Here is an 11,648-nt window from a genome sequence, read left to right as displayed (position 1 = left end):
GGCACACGTGATTTACAAATCCGGGTCCAACCCTACCTTGTCGCCATGCCAGTCAAAGCGCTCCACCTCATGCCGGCGCTTGCGGAAGCTGTAGGGCGTCTCGCCATACTGCTTGCGGAACCACAGGATGAAGTGCGAGGCATCGGAAAACCCGCACGCCAAAGCGATGGTGGTGATGTTCTGGCTGGTATTGACCAGCAGCCGCCGGGCGTGGTCCAGGCGCAGTTTGCGCCAGTAGTTGGCTGGCGGCTCCTGGGTGTTGGCGACGAACTCACGGTGCAACTGCCGCGGGTGGGTGCCCACCGCTTCGGCGACCGCCTTGAGGGTCATCGACGCATCCAGGTTGGCGCGCATGAAGGCAATCGCCCGTTGTACCCGATCGTTCTGGTAGACGCTGTCGCCGGCGGCCTGCTGTGCATCGCCTTCGGCCCGTTCGTCCACCAGCAGGTACTCCAGGCCCTTCTGCGCCCGCACCGCGCCGCAATGGCGGCGAATCAGGTTGGCGGCCAGGTCGATCGCCGTGCCGCCAGGGCAGGTGATGATGCCGCGGTCATCCACGTAGCTCTTGTCGATCACCATGGTCGACAGCGGGAAGCGTTCGCGAAATTCTTCACGCAAGGTGAAGTGCACCGCGCAGCGCCGCCCATCGAGCAGACCGGCCTTGCCGAGCACGAACGAACCCGAGCACAGGGCGATGATCGGGATGTTGGCCGCGTACACGTCACGCAAGGCATCGAGCAACCAGTCAGGTGGGTTGCGTGTTTCGCCAAGCAAGCCGCCGGCCAGCACGATGTAGTCGTACTGGGCGAACAGATCGAGGGGCTTGGTCGGCGAAATCGGCATGCCGCAGCTGGCCGTGATCGGTTGGTCGTGGAGGGTCATCCAGTCCCATTGGCAGTACACCTGCTGGCTGCGAAACGACTTGTCGGCGGCGAAGCGTAGCGAGTCGACCAGGCCTGCCACCGGTACCAGGGTGAACTGGTTCATCAGCACGAAACCGACACGCAGCTCGGGTTTGATCTGTACGGCCGGTTCAGGCGACTGCTGCTGTTGTAGTTGTTCTTGTTGGGCAACCATGGACGTCGGCCTCATGACCTGCTGGGTGGCGCCATTGTAGGGCGCGCCTGGCGTCTGGAATATCACATGGCGCAGGGCAAATAGTAGCCCCATGACAAAAGGCGCCGCCGTTCTATCAATTGTCATGCCTGTAATATCGGCCCGCCTGCCGCGCTGAGCATCATGGAGTCACAACAACATGCTCAGAGGCATTCCTCATGTACCGTGGATTCTGGTATGCCCAGGCGCTGGACCTGGACAGCGACCTCGCCCCCGCCCTGCAGGACTCGATTCAAGCCGACGCGTGCATTGTCGGCGGAGGCTTTCTTGGCCTGTGGTCGGCTATCCGTACAAAAACGCTAAGGAGCGCAGCATGAGCGAACACATCGTACTGCTCGACGACGAAGGCCTGGCGCCCTCCACCCGGCTGAAGCGGCCGGACTGCGAGCACACCTGGAAGCAGTTTGCCTACACCTACCCGGAGCAGATGGTGGAACACCTGCAGGACGCCACCATCGCCTTCACCTGCAGCGTGCCGCTGCGTGAAGAGCACCTGCGCCAGCTGCCGAGGCTGAAGATGATCTCGCTGGCCCTGACCGGGCGCGACATCGTCGACGTCGACTACTGCGACGCCCATGGCATCGAAGTCGCCAGCGTACCGGGCTATGCCGCCAATACCGTAGCCGAGCATAGCCTGGCGATGATCCTGGAGCTGTTCCGTCGCCCGGCCGCCTTCACCCGCCTGATGCGCCAGGTTCACGCCGGCGACAAGCCCTACCAGAACGTCTATTTCAACCACCGCATCCGCGATGTGCGTGGCAAGCGACTGGCGATCATCGGCAGCGGCCCGATCGCCCTGCGCCTGGCTCACCTGGCCCGGGCCTTCGGCATGCAAGTGCTGTTCGAGGACCGCGGGGGTAAGCGCCAAGGCCCCGACGCTCGGCCGCTGGATGAACTGCTCCCCTGGTGCGACGTGCTGTCGATCAACTGCCCGCTTACCGCAGAAACCGTCAACCTGATCGACGCCGACAAGCTGGCCTTGATGAAGCCCGATGCCCTGGTGATCAACACGGGCCGCGGCGGGATCGTCAATGAGGCGGCGCTGATCGACGCCTTGCAACGCGACCGCCTGGGTGGTGTGGCGCTGGATGTGGTGGAAGTCGAGCCCCTGCACCCGAGCAACCCGCTGTTCCAGCTCATCGATCGCGACGACTTCCTGCTCAACCCGCACATCGCCTGGAGCAGCGAAGACGCCATGCAGCAACTGATGGACAGCGCCGTGGACAACATCAGCGCCTTCGTCGCCCGGCGCATGACCGCCTGAACCAGCACGCTCCGGTACAGCCAAGGGAACTACCACCACCGTCCCGTTTTCTTAAACACTGAGTGGTAATTTCCTAAGGCTTCAAGCTATTGGAGAACACGACATGCGCCACCTGATCATCGCCCCTGCGCTGCTGCTCCTGCTGCCTGCCGGAGCTGCCATGGCCGACGTCGATGTAGAAGACGTCGCTACCTCGGCCGGTATCTCCGCCTCGCTGTACTCAACCTTCAAGGACGACAAACGGATCATTCCGGCCCGTGACGAGCTGTCCGCCTTCGTCGCCAGTGACGGGGCGATCCGTGGCGCCTATGTGGAGTCGGCGCTGGAACAGGTCCGCAAGGAGCATCCTGGCCTACAGGCCAATGACGAAGACATTGCCATGGCCATCCTGTCCCAGGATGACTCGGTTGCTAATCATTAAGGCCCGTAGCGGCCCTATCGCCGGCAAGCCGGCTTGCCGGCGATAGGGCCGCCATTGCATCACAAGGTTGCAGCTGAGGAACTAGGCTCACCTGTTCACGCAAAACAAGGAAGCTGCCAATGCCATTGCCTCGCCCTCCCCACGCCATCGCCCTGGCGCTGTTGATCGCCTGTACCCAGGCAACCGCTGCCGATTCCGCCCCTCAGGCTTTGCTGAAACAGGCCCAAGGCGAACAGCCAGCTTATCTGGACACCCTCAAGGCGCTGGTCTCGGTCGATACCGGCACCGGGACCGAACCTGGCCTGACGCAAGTCAGTGCTGAACTGGTCAAACGCCTCAAGGCCTTGGGCGCCGAGGTGCAGACCCACGCCGCCAAGCCTTCGGTGGGCGACAACATCGTCGGCACCTTCAAAGGCACCGGCAGCAAGGACTTCCTGCTGATGGTGCACTATGACACCGTGTTCGTCCCCGGCACCGTGGCCAAACGGCCTTTCCGGGTCGACGGGCCGCGCGCCTATGGCCCGGGCGTTGCCGACGCCAAGGGTGGCGTAGCGATGATCCTGCATGCGGTGAAATTGCTGCAGGACCAACAGTTCAAGGGCTACCGCACGCTGACCGTGCTGTTCAACCCGGACGAAGAAATGGGCTCGGCCGGCTCCCGGCAGATCATCGCCGAACTGGCCCGCAAGCATGACTACGTGTTTTCCTACGAGCCGCCGGACAAGGACGCGGTAACGGTCGCGACCAACGGCATCAACCGCCTCAAGCTCGAGGTCAAGGGCCGTGCCTCCCACGCCGGGTCCGCGCCCGAGGAAGGCCGCAACGCCCTGACCGAGCTGGCCCACCAGATTCTCCAGCTCAAGGACCTGGGCGATGCGAGCAAAGGCACCACGGTGAACTGGACCCTGGCCAAGGCCGGCGAAAAGGCCAATATCATTCCGGCGCTGGCCACCGCCGAAGCCGATATGCGCTATTCGGACCTGAGCGAAACCGACCGGGTGCAGGCCGACGCCCAGCGCATCGTGAAAAAACAGTTGGTGGCCGATACCCAGGCCACGGTCTCTGTCGAAAAAGGTCGGCCGCCGCTGGCGCGCAACGAAGCCTCGGCGAAGCTGGCGCAAACGGCGCAGCAACTGTATGGCGAGGTTGGCCACAAGATCGAGCCGATTGCCATGCGATTCGGTACCGATGCTGGTTATGCCTATGTGCCGGGCAGCGACAAGCCGGCGGTGCTGGAGACCATGGGGGTGGTGGGGGCAGGCTTGCATGGGGACGATGAGTACATCGAGTTGGCCAGCATTGCGCCGCGGTTGTATCTGACGGTGGCGATGATCAAGCACCTGGCCGAGTGATGGGTTGCCTGTACTGGCCCTATCGCCGGCAAGCCGGCTCCCACAGGGGTTGCACCGCTTTCAAGGCCGGTGCAGTACCTGTGGGAGCCGGCTTGCCGGCGATAGGGCCGGAACAGGCAAACCTCACCCCCAGCCATCCATGCGCATCGTCGCCCGCACCAACCGCTGCTCTTCCTGCTCGATCTCGCGCAAGCTGTCACGAATCCCATTGATATGCTCGCGCGCCGCGCGCTGGGCCTGCTCTGGCAGCTGCTCCATCACCGCGTGATACAACCGCGCATGCTGGCGGTCGATCTGGCGCTTCTGCGCCGGCCGGCAGTACAGGTTGTTCACCGAGGCGAACACCGTGCTCAAGGTCAGGTCGCTGAGCGACTGCAGGGTATGCACCAACACCGGGTTGTGCGAAGCCTCACTGATGGCTCGGTGGAAGGCGTGGTCACGCCGGGCATGTTCCCGGGGGGCAAGGGTTTCGCCCGCGGTATGTGCAGCGAGCATGTCTTCATAGCGGCGGCGGATCAGCAGGCGGTCGACGTCGGTGGCGCGCAACGCCGCCAGGCGTGCCGATTCGGCTTCAAGCAGTGCGCGCACTTCGAGCAGGTCGAACAGCGTGCGCGGCTGCGAGCTGAACAAATGCATCAGTGGCGTGATGCCCGGTTGACCGGTCAGGTCCGCGACGAACGAGCCACGCCCTTGCTCGGTGTCGATGATGCCGCGCCCCCGCAGGATGCGCAGGCCCTCGCGCAGCGCCGAACGCGAACAGCCAAGCTTTTCCACCAGGCGCCGCTCCGAGGGCAAGGCCTGGCCCACCTTGAGCACGCCTTCGACGATCAGCCGCTCGACCCGCTCGGCTACCTGATCGGCGACCTTGGCCTTGCCTTCTGCACCCATGGACTTCCTCCAACTGGTAGGACCACTGCTGTTCTGGTGTCCAATCTAGCCGGTCAAAGCCGGCAATGAACAGTGCCGTGGCGAAAAACTGGTAGGACCAGTTTCCAGCGTGCTCGACCTGAAGGCCGCTGCGGCGCACGCTGACCTGAGGCAAACAACAAAAACAACCGAGTGAGCCCATGAACATTCTGTACGACGAACGCGTCGATGGTGTGTTGCCCGCCGTAGACCTGCCAGGTTTGCTGCAGGCGCTGCATGATGCCCTGCCCGACCTTGAGGTGCTGCACCGCGCAGAAGACCTCAAGCCTTATGAGTGCGACGGCCTCTCGGCCTACCGCACGGTGCCGCTGCTGGTGGTGCTGCCCGAGCGGCTGGAGCAAGTGCAGACCTTGCTCAAGCTCTGCCACCAGCGGGGTGTGCCGGTGGTGGCCCGCGGCGCTGGCACCGGTCTGTCCGGCGGTGCACTGCCCCTGGCCAAGGGCATTCTGCTGGTGATGGCGCGCTTCAACCGCATTCTCGAGGTGAATCCACAGGGCCGTTTCGCCCGCGTACAGCCAGGCGTGCGCAACCTGGCGATCTCCCAGGCAGCCGCGCCCTACGGCTTGTACTACGCACCCGACCCCTCCTCGCAGATCGCCTGCTCCATTGGTGGCAACGTCGCCGAGAATGCCGGCGGCGTGCATTGCCTGAAGTACGGCCTGACCGTGCACAACCTGCTCAAGGTCGAGATCCTCACCGTCGAAGGCGAACGCCTGACCTTGGGCAGCGATGCCCTCGACAGCCCAGGTTTCGACCTGCTGGCGCTGTTCACCGGCTCCGAGGGGATGCTCGGCATCGTCACCGAAGTCACCGTGAAACTGCTGCCCAAGCCACAAGTCGCCCGAGTGCTGCTGGCCAGTTTCAACAGCGTCGAGGACGCCGGCCGGGCGGTGGCCGAGATCATCGCTGCCGGCATCATTCCCGGCGGCCTGGAGATGATGGACAACCTGGCGATTCGCGCCGCCGAAGACTTCATCCACGCCGGCTACCCGGTGGACGCCGCGGCGATCCTGCTGTGCGAGCTCGATGGCGTCGAGGCCGATGTGCAGGACGACTGCGAGCGGGTGGAGGCGGTGCTGCGCGAGGCCGGCGCCCGCGAGGTGCGTCTGGCCCGTGACGAGGCCGAGCGCGTGCGCTTCTGGGCCGGGCGCAAGAACGCCTTCCCGGCGGTAGGGCGGATTTCGCCGGACTACTACTGCATGGACGGCACCATCCCCCGCCGCGAGCTGCCACGGGTGCTCAAGGGCATCAGCGAACTGTCCACGGAATACGGCCTGCGCGTGGCCAATGTGTTCCACGCCGGCGACGGCAACATGCACCCGCTGATCCTGTTCGATGCCAACCTGCCCGGCGAGCTGGCGCGCGCCGAAGCCATCGGCGGGCGCATCCTCGAACTGTGCGTGGCGGTGGGCGGCAGCATCACCGGCGAGCACGGTGTGGGGCGGGAGAAGATCAACCAGATGTGTGCCCAGTTCAACAGCGACGAAATCACCCTGTTCCATGCCGTGAAGGCGGCCTTCGACCCGCAGGGATTGCTCAACCCCGGCAAGAACATCCCCACCCTGCACCGCTGCGCCGAGTTCGGCGCCCTGCACGTGCACCACGGCCAACTGCCCTTCCCTGACCTGGAGCGCTTCTGATGAGCCTGGACCGCGATATGAGCCAGGACCTGCTGGAGCAGGTCAACCAGGCCTTGAACCTGGGCACCGCGCTGCGCATCCAGGGCGGCAACAGCAAAGCCATGCTTGGCCGCCCGGTGGCCGGGGAGATCGTCGATACCCGCAACCACCGCGGCATCGTCAGCTACGACCCCACCGAGCTGGTGCTCACCGCGCGCGCCGGCACACCCTTGCTGGAGATCGAGGCGGCGCTGCACGAAGCTGGGCAGATGCTGCCCTGCGAACCACCGCACCTGGGCCCCGAGGCGACCCTCGGCGGCATGGTCGCGGCCGGGCTGTCCGGGCCACGCCGGCCCTGGGCCGGGTCGGTGCGCGACTACGTGCTGGGCACGCGGGTCATCACCGGCCACGGCAAGCTGCTGCGCTTTGGTGGCGAGGTGATGAAGAATGTCGCCGGCTACGACGTGTCGCGGCTGATGGCCGGCAGCTTCGGTTGCCTAGGCTTGCTGACCGAGGTGTCGCTGAAAGTGCTGCCGCGCCCGCGCCAATGCCTGAGCCTGCGTCTGGCGCTGGACCGCCACCAGGCCTTGGCCGAGCTGGCCGAGTGGGGCCAGCAGCCGTTGCCGATCAGCGCCGCCTGCCATGACGGCGAAGCCCTCTACCTGCGCCTGGAAGGCGGCGAAGGCTCGGTGCAATCGGCCCGCCAACGCCTGGGCGGCGAGGTACTCGACAGCCGTTTCTGGAGCGATCTGCGCGAACAGCGCCTGGCGTTTTTCGACGCACCGGCCCCGCTGTGGCGCCTGTCGCTGCCCACCGCCACGGCCGAGCTGGACCTGCCTGGACAGCAGTTGATCGATTGGGGCGGCGCGCAGCGCTGGCTCAAATCGAGCGCGCCGGCGCAGCAGATCCGTGAACAGGTGGCCAAGGTCGGCGGCCATGTCACCGGCTACGCCCTCGGCGACGACAGCAGTGCACCGCTGCCGGCCGCGCTGATGCGTTACCACCGCGCCCTCAAGCAGCAACTCGACCCCCAGGGCCTGTTCAACCCTGGCCGTCTGTACCCAGACCTGTGAGGCCACGCCATGCAAACCAACCTGAGCGAAAGCGCCAAGCGCCTGGCCCGCGGCGAAGAGGCCGAAAGCATCCTGCGCACCTGCGTGCACTGTGGCTTCTGCACCGCCACCTGCCCCACCTACCAGTTGCTCGGCGATGAGCTGGACGGGCCACGCGGGCGCATCTACCTGATCAAGCAGGTGCTCGAAGGCGAGCCGGTCAGCGCCAGTACGCAACTGCACCTGGACCGCTGCCTGACCTGCCGTAACTGCGAAACCACCTGCCCGTCAGGGGTGAAATACCATGACCTGCTGGACATCGGCCGCGCCGTGGTCGAGCAGCAAGTACCGCGCCCACTCGGCCAGCGCCTGCTGCGCCAGGGCCTGCGCGCGGTGGTACCTCGCCCGGCCCTGTTCAAGGCCCTGACCCGCACCGGCCAGGCCCTGCGCCCGGTGCTGCCGGCCGCCCTGAAGAACAAGCTGCCAGCCCAGGTGGCCCCGGCCGGCGAACGCCCGGCACCGCGCCATGCCCGCCGGATACTGCTGCTCGAAGGCTGCGTGCAACCGGCCCTGTCGCCCAATACCAATGCTGCCGCGGCGCGCCTGCTGGACCGGCTGGGCATCAGCGTCGAGCCTGCGCCCGAGGCTGGCTGCTGTGGTGCAGTGGACTACCACCTCAACGCCCAGGAACAAGGCCTGCAGCGCGCCCGACGCAACATCGATGCCTGGTGGCCGGCTGTCGAGGCCGGTGCCGAGGCCATCGTGCAGACCGCCAGCGGCTGCGGCGCCTTCGTCCGGGAGTATGGCCACCTGTTGGAAAAGGACCCGCACTACGCCGCCAAGGCGGCACGCGTCAGCGCACTGTCACGCGACCTGGTGGAAGTGCTGCGTGACGAGCCGGTCGAGCAACTGGGCCTGTGCGCCGAACAACGCCTGGCCTTCCACTGCCCCTGCACCCTGCAACACGCCCTCAAGCTCGGCGGTCAGGTGGAAAGCCTGCTGACCCGCCTGGGCTTCACCCTCACCCCTGTGCCGGACGGGCATTTGTGCTGCGGCTCTGCCGGCACCTATTCGCTCACCCAGCCGGTCTTGTCCAGGCAGTTGCGCGACAACCGCCTGAACGCCTTGGAAAGTGGCAAACCGCAGGTCATCGCCACCGCCAACATCGGCTGCCAGACCCACCTGGACGGCGCTGGTCGGACGCCGGTGCGGCACTGGATCGAAATCGTCGAAGCAGCCCTGAACCAGGAGAACCGCCATGCATAGCAAGTCCGTGATCGGCCAGGCCGAAGTGACCCGCCTGCTCGCCGCCGCCCGCCAGGAGGCCGAGGCGCAACAGTGGAGCGTGACCATCGCCGTCGTCGACGACGGCGGCCACCCGCTGGGCCTGGAGCGCCTGGACGGCTGCGCACCGGCCAGCGCCTACATCGCCCTGGAAAAGGCCCGCAGCGCAGCCCTTGGGCGCAAGGACACGCGTGACTACGAGCAGATGGTCAATGGCGGACGCATCGCGTTCGTCACAGCGCCCTTGCTCACCAGCCTGGAAGGTGGCGTGCCGTTGCGGGTCGACGGCCAGGTGGTGGGCGCCATCGGCGTGTCCGGGGTCAAGCCCGAACAGGATGCCCAGGTCGCCAAGGCCGGGGCCGCGGCGTTGTGATCGGTACTGCCAGCCCTTTTGAAATGAACGTGAACAGCGAGACAACCATGAAACGACTTCAGGTCGCCCCCCTCCTGCAGCGCTTCATCGAAGATGAAGTGCTGCCCGGCACTGCCCTCGACGCCGCCAGCTTCTGGCAAGGCTTCAGCAGCCTGGTCCACGACCTTGCCCCGCGCAATCGCCAACTGCTGGCCGAACGCGACCGCCTGCAGGCCGAACTGGACCGCTGGCACCGCCAGCACCCTGGCCCGATCGCCGACATGGCGGCCTACCAGGCCTTCTTGCGCAGCATCGGCTACCTGGTCGATACCCCCGCCCCGGTACGGATCAGCACCCGCAACGTCGACCGCGAGATCGCCGAGCAAGCCGGCCCGCAGCTGGTGGTGCCGCTGAGCAATGCCCGCTATGCGCTCAACGCGGCCAACGCCCGCTGGGGTTCGCTGTACGACGCGCTGTACGGCACCGATGCCATCGCCGACAGCGACGGCGCCGCACGCGGCCAAGGCTACAACCCCGCCCGTGGGGCCAAGGTGATCGCCTACGGCCGACGTTTCCTCGACCAGGCCGCGCCGCTCGCAGGTGCCTCCCATGCCGATGCCACTGCCTATGCCATCGAGCAAGGGGCGCTGCGCGTGACCCTCAAGGATGGCCGTCAGGTCGGGCTTGAAGACGCGAGGCAATTGCAGGGTTACCAGGGCGAGCGGGCCTCGCCCAGCGCCATCCTGCTGCAACACCATCGCCTGCATTTCGAAATCCAGATCGACGCCAGCAGCGCCATCGGCCAGGCCGACCTGGCCGGGGTCAAGGACATCCTCATGGAGGCTGCGCTGACCACCATCATCGACTGCGAAGACTCGGTAGCCGCGGTGGATGCCGAAGACAAGGTCAATGTCTACCGCAACTGGCTGGGCTTGATGAAAGGCGACTTGAGCGAGCAGGTCAGCAAGGGCGGCAAGGCCTTCACCCGGTCATTGGCCGAAGATCGCCAGTACCAGGGCACGAATGGCCAGCCGTTGACCTTGCCGGGCCGTTCGCTGTTGTTCATCCGCAACGTCGGCCACCTGATGACCAACCCGGCGATCCATGATGGCGACGGCCACGAGATTCCCGAAGGCATCCTCGACGCTGTGGTCACCAGCCTGATCGGTATGCACGACCTCAAGCGCCGCGGCAACTCCCGCGAGGGCAGCCTGTACATCGTCAAGCCGAAGATGCACGGGCCGGACGAGGTCGCCTTCGCCGACCAGTTGTTCAGCCGCGTCGAAGACCTCCTGGGCCTGCCTCGGCATACCCTGAAAATGGGCATCATGGACGAAGAGCGGCGCACCAGTGTCAATCTTCAGGCCTGCATCGCCAGCGCGGCGGCGCGGGTAGTGTTCATAAACACAGGCTTTCTCGACCGCACCGGTGACGAGATGCACACGGCCATGCAAGCCGGTGCCATGCTGCGCAAGGGCGACATGAAACACAGTGCCTGGATCCAGGCGTACGAGCGCAACAACGTGGTGGTGGGCCTGGCCTGCGGCCTGCGCGGCAAGGCGCAGATCGGCAAAGGCATGTGGGCCATGCCCGACCTGATGGCGGCCATGCTGGAACAGAAAATCGCCCAGCCCAAGGCCGGCGCCAACACCGCCTGGGTGCCCTCGCCCACGGCGGCGACCCTGCATGCGTTGCACTATCACCAGGTCGATGTGGCCGCGGTCCAGCAGGCGCTGGGAAACGCCGACCTGGCCGCCGAGCGCGAACCGTTGCTGCACGGCCTGCTGAGCATTCCGGTCAGCCCGGACCGACCCTGGAGCGCCCAGGACATCCAGGCCGAACTGGACAACAACTGCCAGGGCATCCTTGGCTACGTGGTGCGCTGGGTGGAACAAGGGGTCGGCTGCTCCAAAGTGCCCGACATTCATGACGTCGGCCTGATGGAAGACCGCGCGACCCTGCGCATCTCGGCCCAGCACATCGCCAACTGGCTGCACCATGGTGTGGTGGGGGCCGAGCAGGTAGAGGCGACGCTGCAGCGGATGGCTAACGTGGTCGATCAGCAGAATGCCGGCGATACCGCCTACCGGCCGATGGCAGGCAACTTTGCCGGGTCACATGCTTATCGTGCGGCGCAGGCGCTGGTGTTCGAGGGGCTTGAGCAGCCCAGTGGGTATACCGAGCCGTTGCTGCATGGCTGGCGGTTGCGCTTCAAGCGGGAGGTTGGGGGTTGAAGGGGGCGCTGCGCGGCCCAATCGCCG

At 65.8% G+C, this 11,648-nt stretch carries 10 protein-coding genes; 8 read left to right on the top strand and 2 right to left on the bottom strand.

Translation table 11 applies throughout. The features are described from left to right. Positions 1-12: 12 nt before the first annotated feature. Positions 13-1,077, bottom strand: coding sequence for a GlxA family transcriptional regulator (locus ACIPZG_RS09080; RefSeq protein ID WP_400712509.1), 1,065 nt, complete (start codon positions 1,075-1,077; stop codon positions 13-15). Between the two features lie 352 nt (positions 1,078-1,429). Here ACIPZG_RS09080 and ACIPZG_RS09075 point away from each other — a divergent pair, with 352 nt between their 5' ends. From ACIPZG_RS09075 to ACIPZG_RS09065, 3 genes are all read left to right on the top strand, one after another. Further along, a complete protein-coding gene (locus ACIPZG_RS09075) occupies positions 1,430-2,380 on the top strand; it encodes an NAD(P)-dependent oxidoreductase (protein WP_400712506.1) in 951 nt (316 codons plus the stop codon). A gap of 103 nt (positions 2,381-2,483) precedes the next feature. Beyond that, positions 2,484-2,801 carry a DUF2388 domain-containing protein gene (locus ACIPZG_RS09070; RefSeq protein WP_400712503.1) on the top strand — a complete coding sequence of 106 codons (318 nt, stop codon included), beginning with the start codon at positions 2,484-2,486 and terminating at the stop codon, positions 2,799-2,801. Between the two features lie 119 nt (positions 2,802-2,920). After that, a complete protein-coding gene (locus tag ACIPZG_RS09065) occupies positions 2,921-4,153 on the top strand; it encodes a M20/M25/M40 family metallo-hydrolase (RefSeq protein WP_400712500.1) in 1,233 nt (410 codons plus the stop codon). 123 nt (positions 4,154-4,276) lie between these two features. Here the strand turns inward: ACIPZG_RS09065 and glcC are convergent, their stop codons facing one another. After that, entirely contained in the window at positions 4,277-5,041 is a 765-nt protein-coding gene (gene glcC, locus ACIPZG_RS09060) for a transcriptional regulator GlcC (protein WP_400712497.1), read from the bottom strand. A gap of 179 nt (positions 5,042-5,220) precedes the next feature. Here glcC and glcD point away from each other — a divergent pair, with 179 nt between their 5' ends. Genes glcD through ACIPZG_RS09035 form a run of 5 tightly spaced genes read left to right on the top strand, consistent with a single transcriptional unit; the run spans position 5,221 to position 11,621 of the window. Further along, positions 5,221-6,720 (top strand): glycolate oxidase subunit GlcD, encoded by a 1,500-nt coding sequence (glcD, locus tag ACIPZG_RS09055; RefSeq protein WP_400712494.1) that lies wholly within the window; start codon positions 5,221-5,223, stop codon positions 6,718-6,720. Continuing rightward, positions 6,720-7,772: a glycolate oxidase subunit GlcE gene (gene glcE / locus ACIPZG_RS09050; protein WP_400712491.1), complete on the top strand. Its 1,053-nt coding sequence runs from the start codon at positions 6,720-6,722 to the stop codon at positions 7,770-7,772. Before glcD ends, glcE begins: the two co-directional genes overlap by 1 nt. A 9-nt stretch (positions 7,773-7,781) precedes the next feature. Further along, positions 7,782-9,017: a glycolate oxidase subunit GlcF gene (gene glcF, locus ACIPZG_RS09045; protein ID WP_400712488.1), complete on the top strand. Its 1,236-nt coding sequence runs from the start codon at positions 7,782-7,784 to the stop codon at positions 9,015-9,017. Continuing rightward, positions 9,010-9,408 (top strand): heme-binding protein, encoded by a 399-nt coding sequence (locus ACIPZG_RS09040; protein WP_400643084.1) that lies wholly within the window; start codon positions 9,010-9,012, stop codon positions 9,406-9,408. Before glcF ends, ACIPZG_RS09040 begins: the two co-directional genes overlap by 8 nt. 47 nt (positions 9,409-9,455) lie before the next feature. Beyond that, entirely contained in the window at positions 9,456-11,621 is a 2,166-nt protein-coding gene (locus ACIPZG_RS09035) for a malate synthase G (protein WP_400712485.1), read from the top strand. Positions 11,622-11,648: the final 27 nt, after the last annotated feature.

This window comes from Pseudomonas sp. NPDC089395, from assembly GCF_044749525.1.
Taxonomy (GTDB): Bacteria; Pseudomonadota; Gammaproteobacteria; order Pseudomonadales; family Pseudomonadaceae; genus Aquipseudomonas.
Note: the sequence above shows the minus strand (reverse complement) of the source record. Positions and strands in the feature narration are given on the sequence as shown.